Source organism: Bradyrhizobium sp. CCBAU 51745 (assembly GCF_028128715.1).
Taxonomy (GTDB): Bacteria; Pseudomonadota; Alphaproteobacteria; order Rhizobiales; family Xanthobacteraceae; genus Bradyrhizobium; species Bradyrhizobium manausense.
This window is the reverse complement of record NZ_LBJP01000056.1, coordinates 16,340-31,863: the sequence shown is the minus strand read 5'-3', so window position 1 is coordinate 31,863 and position 15,524 is coordinate 16,340. Positions and strand designations below refer to the sequence as shown.

17 protein-coding genes and 1 pseudogene are annotated in these 15,524 nt (G+C 63.7%); 6 read left to right on the top strand and 12 right to left on the bottom strand.

What is annotated here, in order from left to right; all coding sequences use genetic code 11:
• A pseudogene (locus tag XH98_RS13880) lies at positions 1-999 on the top strand (hypothetical protein); the annotation flags it as partial.
• 100 nt (positions 1,000-1,099) lie between these two features.
• Entirely contained in the window at positions 1,100-2,041 is a 942-nt protein-coding gene (locus XH98_RS13875; protein ID WP_271597487.1) for a hypothetical protein, read from the top strand.
• 259 nt (positions 2,042-2,300) lie between these two features.
• Here XH98_RS13875 and XH98_RS13870 read toward each other — a convergent pair whose 3' ends face one another.
• Positions 2,301-2,576, bottom strand: a complete 276-nt coding sequence (locus XH98_RS13870; protein WP_271597488.1) for a hypothetical protein — start codon at positions 2,574-2,576, stop codon at positions 2,301-2,303.
• A gap of 305 nt (positions 2,577-2,881) precedes the next feature.
• The gene (locus XH98_RS13865) at positions 2,882-3,118 is read right to left on the bottom strand and encodes a hypothetical protein (RefSeq protein ID WP_271597489.1); all 237 of its coding nucleotides are present in this window, start codon (positions 3,116-3,118) and stop codon (positions 2,882-2,884) included.
• 145 nt (positions 3,119-3,263) lie between these two features.
• Between XH98_RS13865 and XH98_RS13860 the strand changes: the two genes are divergently transcribed.
• Entirely contained in the window at positions 3,264-3,689 is a 426-nt protein-coding gene (locus XH98_RS13860; RefSeq protein ID WP_271597490.1) for a DUF5413 family protein, read from the top strand.
• Between the two features lie 61 nt (positions 3,690-3,750).
• On the top strand, positions 3,751-4,293 hold the full coding sequence (locus XH98_RS13855) for a DUF4112 domain-containing protein (protein ID WP_271597521.1): 543 nt from the start codon (positions 3,751-3,753) through the stop codon (positions 4,291-4,293).
• 226 nt (positions 4,294-4,519) lie between these two features.
• Here the strand turns inward: XH98_RS13855 and XH98_RS13850 are convergent, their stop codons facing one another.
• The 4 genes from XH98_RS13850 to msrA form a co-directional block, all read right to left on the bottom strand.
• A complete protein-coding gene (locus XH98_RS13850) occupies positions 4,520-4,810 on the bottom strand; it encodes a hypothetical protein (RefSeq protein WP_271597491.1) in 291 nt (96 codons plus the stop codon).
• A 212-nt stretch (positions 4,811-5,022) separates the two neighbouring features.
• A complete protein-coding gene (locus XH98_RS13845; protein WP_035731827.1) occupies positions 5,023-5,187 on the bottom strand; it encodes a DUF3309 family protein in 165 nt (54 codons plus the stop codon).
• Positions 5,188-5,294: 107 nt separating this feature from the next.
• Positions 5,295-5,714 (bottom strand): peptide-methionine (R)-S-oxide reductase MsrB, encoded by a 420-nt coding sequence (gene msrB, locus XH98_RS13840; protein WP_271597492.1) that lies wholly within the window; start codon positions 5,712-5,714, stop codon positions 5,295-5,297.
• A gap of 31 nt (positions 5,715-5,745) precedes the next feature.
• On the bottom strand, positions 5,746-6,447 hold the full coding sequence (gene msrA / locus XH98_RS13835) for a peptide-methionine (S)-S-oxide reductase MsrA (protein ID WP_220003247.1): 702 nt from the start codon (positions 6,445-6,447) through the stop codon (positions 5,746-5,748).
• 243 nt (positions 6,448-6,690) lie between these two features.
• Between msrA and XH98_RS13830 the strand changes: the two genes are divergently transcribed.
• Positions 6,691-8,379 (top strand): caspase family protein, encoded by a 1,689-nt coding sequence (locus tag XH98_RS13830; protein WP_271618902.1) that lies wholly within the window; start codon positions 6,691-6,693, stop codon positions 8,377-8,379.
• 201 nt (positions 8,380-8,580) lie between these two features.
• Here the strand turns inward: XH98_RS13830 and XH98_RS13825 are convergent, their stop codons facing one another.
• The 6 genes from XH98_RS13825 to napE all read right to left on the bottom strand — a co-directional run bounded on the left by XH98_RS13825 (position 8,581) and on the right by napE (position 14,111).
• Positions 8,581-9,696, bottom strand: coding sequence for an ATP-dependent DNA helicase (locus XH98_RS13825; protein ID WP_271597495.1), 1,116 nt, complete (start codon positions 9,694-9,696; stop codon positions 8,581-8,583).
• Between the two features lie 259 nt (positions 9,697-9,955).
• Positions 9,956-10,597, bottom strand: coding sequence for a NapC/NirT family cytochrome c (locus tag XH98_RS13820; RefSeq protein WP_271597496.1), 642 nt, complete (start codon positions 10,595-10,597; stop codon positions 9,956-9,958).
• The gene (locus tag XH98_RS13815; protein WP_271597497.1) at positions 10,594-11,064 is read right to left on the bottom strand and encodes a nitrate reductase cytochrome c-type subunit; all 471 of its coding nucleotides are present in this window, start codon (positions 11,062-11,064) and stop codon (positions 10,594-10,596) included. Before XH98_RS13815 ends, XH98_RS13820 begins: the two co-directional genes overlap by 4 nt.
• Complete coding sequence (gene napA / locus XH98_RS13810) at positions 11,061-13,574, bottom strand: nitrate reductase catalytic subunit NapA (protein WP_271618901.1); 2,514 nt, start codon at positions 13,572-13,574, stop codon at positions 11,061-11,063. Before napA ends, XH98_RS13815 begins: the two co-directional genes overlap by 4 nt.
• Positions 13,575-13,591: 17 nt before the next feature.
• Positions 13,592-13,900 (bottom strand): chaperone NapD, encoded by a 309-nt coding sequence (locus XH98_RS13805; RefSeq protein ID WP_271597499.1) that lies wholly within the window; start codon positions 13,898-13,900, stop codon positions 13,592-13,594.
• A gap of 25 nt (positions 13,901-13,925) precedes the next feature.
• A complete protein-coding gene (napE, locus tag XH98_RS13800) occupies positions 13,926-14,111 on the bottom strand; it encodes a periplasmic nitrate reductase, NapE protein (protein ID WP_271597500.1) in 186 nt (61 codons plus the stop codon).
• A 228-nt stretch (positions 14,112-14,339) separates the two neighbouring features.
• On the opposite strand from napE, the gene XH98_RS13795 reads away from it, so the two are divergent.
• Positions 14,340-15,449 carry an AraC family transcriptional regulator gene (locus XH98_RS13795; RefSeq protein ID WP_271597501.1) on the top strand — a complete coding sequence of 370 codons (1,110 nt, stop codon included), beginning with the start codon at positions 14,340-14,342 and terminating at the stop codon, positions 15,447-15,449.
• The last annotated feature ends 75 nt before the right edge of the window (positions 15,450-15,524 follow it).

Below are 15,524 nucleotides of genomic sequence, written 5' to 3'. Positions count from 1 at the left end.
GGCGCCGCCGCGCAAGCCAACCGGGCCGCGCGCCGCACCTACGCCAACGTGCCCTCGCCCTCGCCGGAATTCGACCGGCTCGAGCCGAGCCTGGAGAACCGCGCCGGCGAAGGCGATGCGCCTTATTCCTACGACGAGTCGATCGAGGAGGCCGAGCGCTACGCGCCGCAGCCGCCGTCGCCGCGTGCACGCATCGCGGCCGACCGCAACGTCAAGAAGCGCGCCGGCAGGGGCTCGGTCTTTCCGTTCAAGAGCGCGATCGCCATCGGCATCGTGCTGATCCTGGTCGGTGCGGGCATCCTCTGGGGCAAACAGCTGGTCCAGATCGCAACCAATCTGCTCAAGCCGTCGCCCACCCAGGTGGTGGAGGCGCCGAAGGATGTTTCGCAGCCGCAGAGCAAGCCCAAGATTCCGGATCGCGTCGGCCAACCCTCGGCGAGCGACCAGCCGGCCGCGCCGGTGGCGCAGAAGGTCGTGCTCTATGACGAGGATCCGTCCGATCCGAAGGGCAAGCAATATGTCGGCTCGGTGGTGTGGCGGCTCGAGCCGATCAAGGCGTCGGGCAACCAGAAGGCGGACGTTGCGGTGAAAGCCGAGATCGAGATCCCCGACCGCAAGTTCAAGATGACGATGTCGTTCCGCCGCAATACCGACTCGTCGCTACCGGCGAGCCACACCGCCGAGCTGACCTTCATCCTGCCGCCGGACTTTCCGAGCGGCAGCGTCTCCAACGTGCCGGGCATCCTGATGAAGTCGAACGAGCAGGCGCGCGGCACGCCGCTCGCGGGCCTCGCGGTCAAGGTCACCGACGGCTTCTTCCTGGTCGGCCTCTCCAATGTCGATGCCGATCGCGCCCGCAACGTCCAGCTCCTGAAGGAGCGCTCCTGGTTCGACGTGCCGCTGGTCTACGCCAACCAGCGCCGTGCCATCATCGCCATCGAGAAGGGCGCCCCCGGCGAGCGCGCCTTCAACGACGCCTTCGCGCAGTGGGGCGACTAGCCAGGGGATAGGCACCGGCTAGGGGCCTATCAGAGGTTGCGCCCGGCCAGCTTAGACATCAAGATGGAACTCCTAAGCGTCCAGATGTGCGGGAGCTGCGGTGGCGGAGGACGACGACTACGACTGGCAATGGCAGGAGTTAAGGCTCCGCACGATGCTGGATTCCGTGGACGGTAACGCCTTTGAGGCGCTGTTTCGGGAAATAGCCAAGCGGCTTTGGAAGGCTTCCTTCACTCCGACGATCCCAATGGGTAGCCGTGGTGATCTCAAGTGCGACGGATTCAACGCGGATAATGGAGAAGTATTTCAGTGCTACGGCCCGCGGTACGGGCAAGCAAGCGTAGACGATGCACTAGAGAAAATCGACACGGATTTTGACGGTGCAGTCGATCACTGGAAGGAGCTCCTAAGGAAGTGGACCTTCGTAGTGGGTCTATACCAAGGCCGAGTGCCCAGCGAACTGGTTCGTCGCGTCCAAGAGAAGTCAAAAGAACACTCTATTCCTGCGGAAATTTTAACGCGCGACGATATCATAGGCATGGCAAAGACCTTGTCTCTCGATGATCGTGCTGCTCTCTTTGGCCGGGCGCCAGCGCGGGGTGAGGTCGTTCGTAGTACGACGTACGAAAATATCGGTCGGGCGTTGGCCCTTATCCGTGGCGAACTGGCTACCGATCCGCTCGTACAGATCGCGCTTCCGACTACCGTTGAAAAGAAGGTCGAGTACAATATCTTACCGGCCTTGGTGCTCCATTTCCTGGGCGTTGGCCAACTTGGTGCCGACCAAGTTCGGAAGGATCTGGCCGAAAAAGTGGACCCGTTGGAAGCTGAGCGAATGGCGGACGGCTTCAGGTGCAGATATTTGGAACTCAGCTCGTCTGGTGCGGAGCCAATAGGAATTTTTGGGCAGATGGTGGTGTTTGCTGGTGGTGCCGATGGTAACGTCGAACGCGAGCAGCTGCCCTCGCGATCGTTACTTACTTTTTCTCGGCCTGCGAAAGATTTGAGCAGCCATCAGAGGAAAAGAAATGATCTTGCCTAGTAAGAACATCCCCCCAAACCGAGCGCTGCCAGGTGAAGATTGAAGAGACGGGCCGGGCATTGCGCCAGGATCGGCGCGAAAGGGCGGCGCTCGTAGCTGCGATTAACAGGCGTGTGGGCAGTAGGGTTCGCTGGGGCTTACGCGCGATCTCGTGGCGCACGGGGGGTCGTGGAAATCCCGCTGGAACGGGATTTCCAGAATGAGTGCTCGATGCTGACGACCGACGCGCTGGGGCGCTCGTCAATCGGCGAAATTACCGCTACTGCGCGGCGGCTTCCCGCTTGCGGGCTGCTGCCGCGGCGGCGGCTTCGCGGTCCATCACGGCGCGGCAGCCGGGGCTGACCTGCGACTTGTTCCGCACCATGCAGGCGGTGATCCGCGGGATATCCGGGATTTCACGGGAGCACAGCCGCATCGCATCGTTCGAGCACATCTGCTGCGCTTCGGGCGAGAAGGCGAGGCCGGGCGATGTCTGGAGGGTGATGGCGGTGGCGGCGAAGGTGAACAGCGTGGCGATAGTCCGAAACCGTGTCATGAAAAATGCGTCCCCGAGTTGCGCGGATTTGAGCCGCTTGATTGTTGGGACGCCGCACGCGGCTTGATCTGCCGCATGTCGCAGCCTTCATGCCGGGCGTTCATTCCCGGATGTGGTCGCTCGATTTCCTGATATTCGAATCGAAAAGTGCTGCGCCGCCCGAGCCGAGTATGCGCGATTGCCGCGAAGCTTCAATGGGAGACGCGAAGGAATTTGCAGCTGTTGCGCCTCCGTCACGCAAAATGCGGCGCGGGCTCGCATGCCGATCTCACGTGCCGATCTTCACGCCCCTCACATTCCGACCGTTACATTCCATGGCTCTCGAACACCTTGCTGCACGATCTCGACAGCTTGGCCCGGTTGGCTTGCAGGCAGCCTTGCACCGCGCCGTCATTGCCGAGATCCTTCCGGCACAGCCGCGAGGCGTCGCGCGAACAAGCGTTCTGCTCCTGCGGTGTGCCCATATGGCCTTGTGCGAAGGCGGGGGCGCTCGACAGGGCGGAGAGGGTGATCGTCGCCAGCAACAACAGGTTACGAGACATCGGCGGCTCCAAATCTGATGGGTCAAGTTCAACTCCAGTCTGAACCCGCCGCTCTGCCACTTGTTCCGCTCTGGCAGCCCGCGACCCCGCTATCCAAGGTTCCCGGCTCGCTGTTATAAATGCCCTCGCGTATGAGGAGCCCTTGATGAAACGCTACCTGGTGTTTGCGCTCGTTGGTCCGTTCGTCGGTGGATTCCTGCTGCTGCTGACGACCACCTACCAGTCCGGCTACTGGGCGGAGGCGCATCTCGGCGAGGTCGGCAAGCTGTTCGCAGTGTTCTTCAAGACCCTTCAATATAGCTATCTGTTCGGCTTGCTGCCGTCGCTGATGATCGGTGCGATCGACGACATCCTGCTCCATGTCAGGCGGATCGGGCCGGTGCTGCGGATGCTGCTGATCGGCGTGTTCGCCTTTATCCTGGCCGCGATCACCTACGGCTCGCGCGGATCGGATTCGGGCGCGGTGCAGTTCATCCTGTACGGCCTGGTCGGCTTCGTGCCTTCGGTGCTGTCATCCTGGCTCGTGCATCATTATGTCGATGAGCCGCAGCCGGCGACGGCGGCGAGCTGAGCGCGCGACCATCGGACGCGATGCAGCAACCTCTGCTGCGCTCGTGAGTTTCACAATGGCCATGACCATGCAAGACGACGACATCCTCGTGCCACGCGGGTCCCGTTCCGGGGCGCAAGCGCGCGGCGATTTTTCCGGCCGCAGGGCGCGCGGTCCGATCATCGACCAGGAGGGCAACGAGATCCGGCCTGAAACGGTGGGGCAGGGCTTTCGCGAGTTCCGTTTCGAGTTCGGTCAAGGCAATCCGTTCGGCAATCTGACGCGGGAACAACGGATCCTCAGGCTCGAGGCGATCGCAAAACTGCTCGACGTCGCCTTCGTCCTGCCGGGCACCAATATCCGCTACGGCATCGACGGGCTGATCGGGCTGATCCCTGTCATCGGCGACATCATCACCACCGCGATCTCGCTGTGGCTGGTGCGTGAGGCGCGTGCCTTGGGCGCGCCCTGGCACATCACCGCGCGTATGCTCGGGAATGTCGCGGTCGACGGCGTGGTCGGCATGGTGCCGTTCGCAGGCGATGCCTTCGACGTCATGTTCCGCGCCAACATGCGCAACGTCCGCCTCCTGCGCCGCTGGCTCGACAAGCAGCCGCGGGTGTAGCGGCGAGACCTAGGGCTCTCGCCCCGATCCATCCGGTCGACATTGCGCAGGATCTCTCAACGTCGTCATTGCGAGCGCAGCGAAGCAATCCAGACTGTCCCCGCGGAAGGATTCTGGATTGCGTCGCTGCGCTCGCAATGACGGGGGAGAGCGTGCCCCCAAACGCAAAAAGCGCGATGGCTTTCGGCCATCGCGCTTTCCACGCACATCGGAGTTTTGCGAAAACTTACGCCGCGTCGGCGTCGGTCTCGGCCGGGGCCGGCTTGGGGCGGCGCGGCAGCGGGAAGGCTTCGCTCTCGTAGAGCGAGCGGATGCCGTTCTGGTCGAAACGAGCTTCCTCGACCTGCAGATACGCGCCGTTCAGCGAATCCGTCGGCAACTGCTCCATCGCGAACTGCACGGCTTCGGCGGCGGTGCCGAACCGGCGGTAGGTGAAGCCCGCGCGCTTCTTCTTGCGGATGGCGGCGGGGAAGAGCTCGGCGGAAGTGTTGAAGTTGAACGGACGCAGTGGACGCATGGTCAAAGACCTCGTGATCTTCTCTGGGGCTTTAAGCGCGTGGGGTTTGGGAGGGCAGGGGCCGCAATCGAGCGGGCCCGCCGCATGTCATTTTCGCCCCCTAATATAAGCCGATTTGACAAAATTGCGACCCCTGCGATGGGAGATGATGAATCCACGCATGGCAGCTCCGCAGACGCAGAAAGCCTAGTCAGTTCAGTAGGTTATATGGTTTACAATTTGCCAAGCAGCAGCAGGACGAGCAACACCACCAAAACGACGCCGCCGATCCCCATACCGGAGTGGCCCATGCCGTAGCCATAGCCTCCGATCCGGCCGGACCAGCCGCCCAGCAGATAAATGATCACCAGGATGATCAGGATGGTCCCAAGTGTCATGGCATCCTCCCTGGCGGCCGCCGGAATGCACGCATCGGCTGCACCGCTGGAAGAGAAAAGCACATCGCGCCGCCGGGTTCCATCGGGGAACCCGGCGGCGCGCAATCTTATTTCGGCTCGAGCTTCAGCGCCGCCGAATTGATGCAGTAGCGCAGGCCGGTCGGCCCCGGTCCATCGGGGAAGACGTGGCCGAGATGGCCGCTGCATTTGGAGCAGAGCACCTCGGTGCGGATCATGCCGTGGCTGCTGTCCCGCTCCTCGTCGATATGGCTCTCGACCGCAGGCGCGGTGAAGCTCGGCCAGCCGCAGCCGGAATCGAACTTGGCGTCGGACTCGAACAGCACGTTGCCGCAGCCGGCGCAGACATAGGTGCCGGCGCGATGGTCGTGCTCATATTCGCCGGAGAAGGGCCGCTCGGTCGCCTTCTCGCGCAGCACCGCATACTGCATCGGCGTCAATTCGCGCCGCCACTGCTCTTCGCTCTTGATGACCTTGTCGTCGGTGGTTTTCGTCCTGGTATCGGGCATGGGTCTCCCGTTTTTTCTGATGATATCGAGATCAGTTGGTGGCCTTGCTGGCGCTGACCAGCGTCGGCTTCTCAATGTAGTTATCCGCGAACAGCTTTTTCAGGTTCTCGACCTTCGGGATGTCGTTGAAGGCGATGTAGGGCTGGTTCGGGTGCAGCGTCAGATAATCCTGGTGGTAGGCCTCCGCCGGGTAGAACGCTTCCAGCGCGCCGACCTTGGTCACGATCGGCTTGCTGAACACCTTGGCGGAGTTGAGCTGGGCGATATAGGCCTCCGCGACCTTCTTCTGTTCGTCGGAGGTGGTGAAGATCGCCGAGCGATATTGCGTGCCGGTGTCGGGCCCCTGGCGGTTGAGCTGGGTCGGGTCGTGCGCGACCGAGAAGTAGATCTGCAGGATCTTGCCGTAGGAGATCTTCTTGGGGTCGAACTTGATCTCGACCGACTCGGCGTGGCCAGTGCGGCCGGTCGAGACGGTCTGGTAGTCGGCGGTCGCCTTGGTGCCGCCGGCATAGCCGGAGACGGCGTTGACGACGCCGGCGGTGTGCTGGAACACGCCCTGGACGCCCCAGAAGCAACCGCCGGCGACCACCGCGGTCTGGATTCCGCTCGCGGGGCTAGCGTCCATGGCGGGGGCGGGGATCACGACGGCGTCTTCAGCGGCCCGGGTTGGTGCGGCAAAGCCGAGCGACAAGGCGGCGGTGGCGGCGAGCAGGGACAGGACGGAGCGGCGCATGGCGGATCCTCTTTCGGAAGGCCTGACAGTTTAGGGCGGTTGAGGGCTGGCGAACAGCCTGCCCGGCGTTTTCAGACACCTCAGATACGGGCGGGCCGGGCGGTTGTTACAGCCGGAGTGACACGAGTCCGTGAAAAGAAGCCGCGACGGGCGGCCCGGCTTGGCGGGGTCAGGAACTCCGGGCTAGATGAACCGGCACGATCGCTGATCGACTAAAAATGTGGCTGGAACAGACCTGACAACATGCTGCGCGTCGTCTCGCTGACATTTATCATGCTCCTCGCGGGCATCGTAACCGCCGCGGCGGACCCGCAAGCCGGCGACGACCTCGCCACCTGCAGGGATCGCCAGGCCGAGACCCAGGCGCGGACGACGGCCTGCGAGAACCTGCTCAACGCCAACCGCGTCACCGGCAAGGACAAAGCGCTCGCGCTCGTCATTCACGCCCAGGCGCTGATCGGCAAGCGCGATTATGACCCGGCGATCGAGGCGCTGACGTCAGCCATCGAGCTCGATCCGGACAATATCGGCGCGATCAACGTGCGCGGCGTCGCCCACGAGCACAAGGGTGAAGACGATCTCGCGATGGCCGATTACAATCTCGCCATCCAGAAGCGGCCGAATTTCGGTTTCGCCTACAACAATCGCGGGACCATTCAGCTGCGCCGCGGCGCGCTGCAGAGCGCGCTCGACGATTTCAACCTGTCGATCAAATACACGCCGAAATTCCTGCTCGGCTGGACCAATCGGGCCCGTGTGCGCACGCTGATCAAGGACTATGACGGCGCGATCGCCGATTTCGCCGAGGCCGAGAAGATCGATCCGGCCGCGCAGCAGATCGCGGCCAATCGCTGCACCACCTACGGCCTGATGGGCAAATACGATCTGGCCTTCGCCGACTGCAACGGTCTGATCGAGAAGCAGCCGAGGAACGTCTACGCGATCAACAATCGTGCCGATGTCAGCATGTTGAAGGGCGATCTCGACGCTGCGCTGAAGGACTACACCACGGCGATCCAGATCAGCCCGAACAATGTCCGCGCGCATTCCGGCCGCGGCCAGCTCTACGAGCGCAAGAAGGACCTCGCCCAGGCCCGCGCCGACTACCGCGCGGCGGCCTATTCGCTGACGAAATTCGACGAGTACGACGTCGCCCGCGCCCGCGCCACGGCTCAGGCGCGGCTCGCGGCGCTGACACCGCAAACATCTGCAGGCGCGCCGAGCGGCCGGCGCGTCGCGCTGGTCGTCGGTAACGGCGCCTACAAGAATGTCCACGCGCTGCCCAATCCGCCGCGCGATGCGAAACTGATCGCGGGCGTGCTGCACGATGTCGGCTTCCAGACCGTGATCTCCGTCAGCGACCTGACCCGCGACAAGTTCTTCGACGCGCTGAAGACCTTTGCCGACGAGGCGGAGAAGGCCGACTGGGCGGTGGTCTATTATGCCGGCCATGGCTTCGAGATCGGCGGCGTGAACTACCTCGTTCCCGTCGATGCCAAGCTCGCCGTCGACCGCGACGCCGAGACGCAAGCGGTCGCGCTGGAGCAGGTGATCGCGGCGGTGGGCGCTGCGCGAAAAGTACGCCTGGTGATCCTGGATGCCTGCCGCGACAATCCGTTTGCGCCGGCCATGCAGCACACGCTGTCGCTGAAGCTGGTCGACAAGGGCTTTTCCAACATCGAGCCCGGCGCCGGCTTCATGGTGGTCTACGCCGCCAAGCACGGCGAGACCGCGATCGACGGCGACAACGGCGCCGACAGCCCGTTCTCCACCGCACTCGCCCGCGAGATCAAGGAGCCGAAGGTCGAGATCCGGAAGCTGTTCGACATCGTCCGCGACGACGTCTGGTCCGCCACCAAGCACGTGCAACAGCCGTTCACCTACGGCTCGCCGCCCGGGCGCGAGGATTTTTATTTCGTCGCGGGGAAGTGAAATTTTGTAGCCCGGATGGCGCGCAGCGAAATCCGGGAATCGCGAGCGCGGAGCCAACCCCCGCATTACGCTGCGCTCCATGCGGGCTACGGCAGCGCCGTAGGGTGGGCAAAGCGAAGCGTGTCCACGCGCTGATTGCTTATGGAGAGAGATCGTGGGCACGGCGCGTTGCGCCTTTGCCCACCCTACGGCAGCGGAGTTTTAGACCACGATACTCAACCGTTTCGCCGCACGTGTGATCCCCGTATAGAGCCACCTCGCCCTCGACTCCTGAAACGCAAAGCTCTCGTCGAACAGCACGACGTCGTCCCATTGCGAGCCCTGCGACTTGTGCACGGTCAGCACGTAGCCATAGTCGAACTCGTCATAGGGCTTGCGCTGCTCCCAGGCGATCTGCTCGATGCCGCCCTCGAAGCAATCGGCGCGCACCGAGACTTTCGTCACCTTGTGGCCGAGCTCTTCATCCGGCGACAGCCGCATCGAGAGGATGCGCGATTTCGAGCGCGAGGTGTTGCGGGACTTGACGCGCCACAGGCCGCCGTTGAACAGGCCCTTCTTGCGGTTGTTGCGCAGGCACACCAGCTTGTCGCCGGCGACCGGAAAGACGTCCTCGATATTCTGCCGCTGCCGCACCCGCATATTGTAGGCGCGTCTTGTGTTGTTGCGGCCGACCAGCACCTGGTCGGCGCCCATGACGCGATCGGGGTCGAGCTCCTTGCGCGAGACCACCTCGCTCTCGCCGTAACGGCCGATGTCGAGCTCGCGGCCCTCGCGCACGTCCATCGACATCCGCACGATCGGATCGTCCTGGGCCTGGCGATGCACCTCGGTCAGCATCGCGTCCGGCTCGGAATTGGTGAAGAAGCCGCCGCCCTGGATCGGCGGCAGCTGCGCCGGATCGCCCAGCACCAAGAGCGGACAATCGAACGACATCAGGTCGCGGCCGAGCTCGGCATCCACCATCGAGCATTCGTCGATCACGATCAGCTTGGCTTTTGAGGCCGGCGCGTCGTCCCACAATTCGAAGCTTGGCTGCTCCTCGCCGGATTCGCGGGCGCGATAGATCAGCGAGTGGATGGTGGAGGCGTCATCGCACCCCTTGTTGCGCATGACGAGGGCCGCCTTGCCGGTGAAGGCGGCAAACTTCACCTCGCCGTCGACGCCCTCGGCGATATGCCGCGCCAGCGTGGTCTTGCCGGTGCCGGCAAAGCCGAACAGCCGAAACACAGGCGGCGTGCCGTTGCGCCCGGGTTTTGCCTTGAGCCAGTCGCCAACGGCCTTGAGCGCGGCATCCTGATGCGGAGTGAAAGTGGCCATATCTGTCTTGAGGAGGGGCGAAACGATGCGATTCGCCGAACCTCAAAACTAACCATTCCCCCCAAGGGTTCAAGCGCGCGAAAATCGCATTTCAAGGCCATTCCTTTGTGGCCCATCCTTCCAGACGCCCGCCTCTGGCGGGCAGGATGAGGACGGAGTGCGTGGCAGCAGTTTCGGCAGGCGCAGGTGCTGCTTAGCCTCATCCTGACGAGGCTGCGTAGCAGCCGTCTCGAAGGACGAGGCGCTTGCTCAGACCCGCCTACTGCCACCCCGGCACGCCGCGCATGTCGGGCAGATGGTGGGCGATACCCTTGTGGCAGTCGATGCAGGTTTTCTCGCGGGTGAACAGGAAGCGCTGATGCGCCACGGCGGCCCGGGGCGACTGTTTGGTGATGTCCATGGAATCAGCGCTGTGGCAGTTGCGGCATTCCAGGGAATCGTTGGCCTTGAAGCGCGCCCATTCATGCGCGGCGAGCTCGAGCCGGTGGTCCAGGAACTTCTCCCTGGTGTCGATCGTGCCAAAGATCTTGCCCCATACTTCCTTGGAGGCCTGCATCTTGCGCGCGATCTTGTCGGTCCAGTTGTGCGGCACATGGCAATCCGGGCAGGTCGCGCGCACGCCGGAGCGATTGGTGAAATGGATGGTCGACTTCAGCTCGGCGAAGACGTTGTCCTTCATCTCGTGGCAGCCGGTGCAGAATTTCTCGGTGTTGGTTATCTCCAGCGCGGTGTTGAAGCCGCCCCAGAAGATCACGCCGGCGGCAAAGCCCGCCAGCACCAGCGTGCCGAGGGCGAATACCGTGCTCGGCCGCGTCAGCACGCCCCACAGCTCGAGCGCGAAATCCCACGCGCGCGCGATGAAGCCGCGCTTGGCTTTGGATTCATCAGCGGTCGTCGTCATCGCCGGCCACCGGGGCTTGCACGCGACAGCAAAGTGTCGATGTCGGTGAAGTCGTTGCTGACCGGCGGCGTCGCCGTGTTCTGCGGCACGTGACATTCGGTGCAGAAGAAGCGCCGCGGCGATATCGAGGCCAGGAACTGGCCGTCACGGTCCATGAAGTGCGTGATCGAGACCATCGGGGCCTGCGATTCCGCCGTGCGCGCCCGCGCGTGGCAGGACAGGCATTTGTTGCCGTTGAGGTCGATCTGGTAGCCATCGATCGTGTGCGGAATGACCGGCGGCTGCTCCGGATAGTTGCGCGATTCCCGCTCGGACGTGTTGCGGTTCGGTAGCATCGGCGGCGCCGGGCCTTCATCATTCAGCGGGGTCGGGCCGCGCAGGCCCGAATTCACGGTCTGCGCGGTCAGCGAGCTGGCGCCGGCGGCGATCGCGCAGGCGAGCAGGGCGATGCCACATCGTTTCATCATGACACGTTCACCCGCTCGATGCGCACGGCGCATTTCTTGTAGTCGGTTTGCAGCGAGATCGGATCGGTGGCGTCCAGCGTCACCTTGTTGATCAGCTTGGACTCGTCGAACCAGGGCACGAACACGAGACCGCGCGGCGGCCGGTCGCGGCCGCGCGTCTCGACCCGGGCGCGGATGAAGCCGCGGCGCGAGACGAGCTTCACTTCGTCGCCGCGGCGCAGCTTCATGTCTTGCGCGTCATCCGGATGCATGAAGCAGACGGCTTCCGGAAAAGCCTTGTAGAGCTCGGGCACGCGGCGCGTCATGGTGCCGGAATGCCAATGCTCCAGCACGCGGCCGGTCGAGAGCCAGAACGGATAGTCGTTGTCGGGCGATTCCGCCGGCGGCTCGTAAGGCAGTGCGAAGATGCGGGCCTTGCCATCGGGGTAGCCGTAGAACTGCACGTCCGTGCCCTGCTTGACGTAGGGGTCGCTGCCCTCGCGGAAACGCCATTTCGTCTCCTGGCCGTTGACGACGGGCCAACGCAGGCCGCGTTCGCGATGATAGGCGTCGAACGGCGCGAGGTCGTGACCATGGCCGCGGCCGAATGAGGCGTACTCCTCGAACAGTCCCTTCTGCACGTAGAAGCCGAACGCCTTCGACTCCTCGTTGTGATAGCCCTGCTCGATCTCAGTCATGGGAAATTTGTCGACCTGGCCGTTGCGATAGAGCACGTCGAACAGCGTCTTGCCGCGAAGCTCCGGCTTCTTGGCAATCAGCTCCTCGGGCCAGACCTCCTCGATCTTGAAGCGTTTTGAAAACTCCATGAGCTGCCACAGATCGGACCTGGCTTCGCCCGGCGCCTGGACGAGCTGGTGCCAGAATTGCGTGCGCCGCTCGGCATTGCCGTAGGCGCCTTCCTTCTCCACCCACATCGCGGTCGGCAGGATCAGATCGGCGGCGAGCGCCGTCACGCTCGGATAGGCGTCCGAGACCACGATGAAATTATCGGGGTTGCGGAAGCCGGGATAGGTCTCTTCGTTGGCGTTCGGACCCGCTTGCAGATTGTTGTTGACCTGCACCCAATAGGCGTTGATCAGGCCGTCCCTCAGCATCCGGCTCTGCAGCACGGCGTGCGCGCCGGGCTTGTCGGGAATGGTGCCCTCGGGCAGCAGCCAGAGATGCTCGGCGTGATCGCGATGCTCCTTGTTGGTCACGATCATGTCGGCGGGCAGGCGATGCGAGAAGGTGCCGACCTCGCGCGCGGTGCCGCAGGCCGAAGGCTGACCGGTCAACGAGAACGGGCTGTTGCCGGGCGCGGAGATCTTTCCGGTCAACAGATGGATGTTGTAGACGAGGTTGTTGCACCAGACGCCGCGGGTGTGCTGGTTGAAACCCATGGTCCAGAACGAGACCACTTTCGTCTTCGGATCGGCATAGAGCTCGGCGAGCGCCTCGAGGCGATTGAGCGGTACGCCCGACATCTGCGCCGCTTTCTCCAGCGTGTAGTCCGAGACGAATTTTACAAATTCGTCGTAGCTCATATCGGTAGAGTCGTTGGCTTTCGCCGCGCCCGTCGCCCTCTTCTGCAGCGGATGCTCGGGCCGCAATCCGTAGCCGATATCGGTCTGCCCGCGCCTGAACACGGTATGCGCTGCGACAAAATCCTTGTTGACCCGGCCCGTCTTGATGATGTGGTTGGCGATGGCGTTGAGCAAATAGAGATCGGTCTGCGGCTTGAACACCATGCCGATGTCGGCAAGGTCGAACGAGCGGTGCTCGAAGGTCGAGAGCACGGCGACGCGGACATGCGGCGCCGAGAGCCGTCGGTCGGCCACGCGCGTCCACAGGATCGGGTGCATCTCCGCCATGTTGGAGCCCCACAGCACGAAGGCATCGGTGGCCTCGATGTCGTCATAGCAACCGGCCGGCTCGTCGATGCCGAAGGTGCGCATCATGCCGGCGACGGCGGAGGCCATGCAGTGCCGCGCATTGGGATCGATGTTGTTGGTGCGGAAGCCGGCCTTGAACAGCTTTGACGCCGCATAGCCTTCCCAGATTGTCCATTGGCCGGAGCCGAACATGGCGACGCCGTTCGGCCCGCGCTTCTTGATCGCCTCCTTCCACTTCACCTCCATGATGTCGAAGGCTTCGGTCCAGGTGACAGGCGTGAACTCGCCATTCTTGTCGTACTTGCCATCAGTCTTGCGCAGCATCGGCTGCGTCAGGCGGTCATGGCCGTACATGATCTTGGAGAGGAAGTAGCCCTTGACGCAGTTGAGGCCGCGATTGACCTCGGCCTTGATGTCGCCATGGGTGGCGACGACACGGTTGTCCTTGGTCGCGACCATCACCGAGCAGCCGGTGCCGCAGAAGCGGCAGGCCGCCTTGTCCCATTTCAGTTCCGATGAATCGCGCTCAGTGACGAGATTGGCGGCGAGCGCGGGCGCCGGCATGCCGGCAGCGGCGGCCGCGATGGCGGCGGCTTCCAGCTTCAGCACCTGGCGGCGGTCGAGCTTTGGCGATGTCATGATGGCTCTCTCGTCCCTCAGGTTTCGATGGCGTGAAAGACCAGCGCCGCGGAATAGACATCGCGCAGCGACTGGATGGTGTTGAGCAAGGTGCCGAGGCTGCCGGCGTCGGGTGCTTCGGTCACGACGACGAGCTTGCCTCTCACATCGCGCCCGTGGATCTCGCAGCCGGGAAGCCTCGCGATCTCGGCTTCGACGTCAGTGAGGCGCTCGGGACGCGCTTGCACCAGAATGCTGGCGATCTCGCAGCCCGGAGGGGAGATGACGGCGGTGCTGAGCACCCGGCCGGTGATCAATGCACGGCGGTTGAGTTTGGCGTGAGCCATGATGCCTGTCTTTCGATTCTCGGGATCAATGCGGCGAACTTGGTGGGCCCGGCGGTCCGGCGAACATCTGGTAGATCCAGACGCCCAAGCCGTAGGAGCCGACCGTTCCGACCGCGAGCACGGGCATCACGATCGCGGTCAGGAACAGGAACGCAAAGATTTCCATGCGCTTACGGCGCGCGCGCGAGGTCGCCTCGTCAGGGGCCGACATATTCGGTCTCTTCGGGATGTCAGGGGAATCGGGACGGCATCCGGGCCGTTGCCTTGCTGCCTTTTTGATGCAGCAGGCCGGTTGACGCGTTGATCTGGATCAACCGTTCAAGTTGCTATGTCGCGGTCGCCAAAACTGCAGGCGCTACGACCGCAAGCGCAATTTTGGATTGTGCAGGCGCGAAGGCGATGCGAAGATTGAATCTCTGATGGAGACGGCAGGGGTGTAATGGGGCTCACGGCCATCGATCTCGGGCTTCGCGGCGCGGCCAGCGGCGTGTTCCTGTTGATCATTCTCGTGGCGCTGCAGCGTCGTGCCGCCAGCCAGCAGGCCTTGCTGGGCATGGCCATGTCCGCCGGCGGCGCGTTCTACGCCATCGCGACCGCCCCGTTCTTTCCCAAATCGTCATGGTGGTGGGTGTTGCCGATCCTGTCAGGCCAACCGGCCCTGTTCTGGCTGTGGGCACGTGCAGCGTTCGACGACGATTTCGTGCTGAGGCGATGGCATGGCGCCGTGTTGCTGGGCATCGTGGCCTTCGGCTTCGTGCTCACACTGGGCTGGGCTTACGCGCCCGCTTTGGCCAGGGCCGGCGGCCGGGGCCTGGCCTTGATCAATCTGGCGCTGGCGCTCGCGGCCGCGGTGCAGACAGTCAAGACCTGGCGTGCCGATCTGGTGGCGCGGCGCCGCCGGCTGCGGCTGGCGATACTGGCGATCAATGTCGGGCTCATCACTGTGTTCGTCGGCGCCGGCTTCGCCGCGATTCCCGTCGCTGTTCCCGGCGCGCCCGGCAGCCTTCCGATCGCGCTCGTCCTGTTTGTGGTGGCGATGATGGCGGCAGTGGCCACTCTCGCCACGACGCCGGCCGTGCCCGTCAACGACGCCACGGCGGCCATCGCATCCGGCGATGTGCGCGGCGCCGATCGTGCTGCGACGGCTCGGGTTGTGGTCGACCCGATCCTGCTTCGGCGCCTCGACCAGCTCATGAGCGTGGAGCGGACCTACCGGCAGGAAGGTCTTGCGATCGGGGCGCTGGCGGCACGGCTCGAGGTTCCCGAGCATCGGTTGCGCCAGGCCATCAACGAGGGTCTGGGCTATCGGAACTTCAATGCGTACCTCAACCATTATCGTATCGATGACGCCAAACTGGCGCTCTCCGACGTCACGCAACGTGAGGTCCCGGTGCTGACCATCGCCATGGATGCAGGCTTCCAGTCGATCGGACCTTTCAACCGCGCCTTCAAGGCGGAGACCGGGCTCACGCCGACCGAATTCCGGCGCGAGGCGCTGAGCCGGCCGGTTTTGCCTGACATCGGCGAGCCGCTACGAGAAATCGGCTAGCCGATTTTTGGATCGGGCGAGAGGCACGCGCCCTGATGGGACAGATTGTGCGGCAGAAAGTCAGCCACCGAGAGC

Bases quoted from the DNA above. Each gene is read 5' to 3' on its own strand.
- XH98_RS13870 (WP_271597488.1), bottom strand. From the start codon at position 2,576: ATGACACGGTTTCGGACTATCGCCACGCTGTTCACCTTCGCCGCCACC.
- XH98_RS13865 (WP_271597489.1), bottom strand. From the start codon at position 3,118: ATGTCTCGTAACCTGTTGTTGCTGGCGACGATCACCCTCTCCGCCCTG.
- XH98_RS13860 (WP_271597490.1), top strand. From the start codon at position 3,264: ATGAAACGCTACCTGGTGTTTGCGCTCGTTGGTCCGTTCGTCGGTGGA.
- XH98_RS13855 (WP_271597521.1), top strand. From the start codon at position 3,751: ATGACCATGCAAGACGACGACATCCTCGTGCCACGCGGGTCCCGTTCC.
- XH98_RS13850 (WP_271597491.1), bottom strand. From the start codon at position 4,810: ATGCGTCCACTGCGTCCGTTCAACTTCAACACTTCCGCCGAGCTCTTC.
- XH98_RS13845 (WP_035731827.1), bottom strand. From the start codon at position 5,187: ATGACACTTGGGACCATCCTGATCATCCTGGTGATCATTTATCTGCTG.
- msrB (WP_271597492.1), bottom strand. From the start codon at position 5,714: ATGCCCGATACCAGGACGAAAACCACCGACGACAAGGTCATCAAGAGC.
- msrA (WP_220003247.1), bottom strand. From the start codon at position 6,447: ATGCGCCGCTCCGTCCTGTCCCTGCTCGCCGCCACCGCCGCCTTGTCG.
- XH98_RS13830 (WP_271618902.1), top strand. From the start codon at position 6,691: ATGCTGCGCGTCGTCTCGCTGACATTTATCATGCTCCTCGCGGGCATC.
- XH98_RS13825 (WP_271597495.1), bottom strand. From the start codon at position 9,696: ATGGCCACTTTCACTCCGCATCAGGATGCCGCGCTCAAGGCCGTTGGC.
- XH98_RS13820 (WP_271597496.1), bottom strand. From the start codon at position 10,597: ATGACGACGACCGCTGATGAATCCAAAGCCAAGCGCGGCTTCATCGCG.
- XH98_RS13815 (WP_271597497.1), bottom strand. From the start codon at position 11,064: ATGATGAAACGATGTGGCATCGCCCTGCTCGCCTGCGCGATCGCCGCC.
- napA (WP_271618901.1), bottom strand. From the start codon at position 13,574: ATGACATCGCCAAAGCTCGACCGCCGCCAGGTGCTGAAGCTGGAAGCC.
- XH98_RS13805 (WP_271597499.1), bottom strand. From the start codon at position 13,900: ATGGCTCACGCCAAACTCAACCGCCGTGCATTGATCACCGGCCGGGTG.
- napE (WP_271597500.1), bottom strand. From the start codon at position 14,111: ATGTCGGCCCCTGACGAGGCGACCTCGCGCGCGCGCCGTAAGCGCATG.
- XH98_RS13795 (WP_271597501.1), top strand. From the start codon at position 14,340: ATGGGGCTCACGGCCATCGATCTCGGGCTTCGCGGCGCGGCCAGCGGC.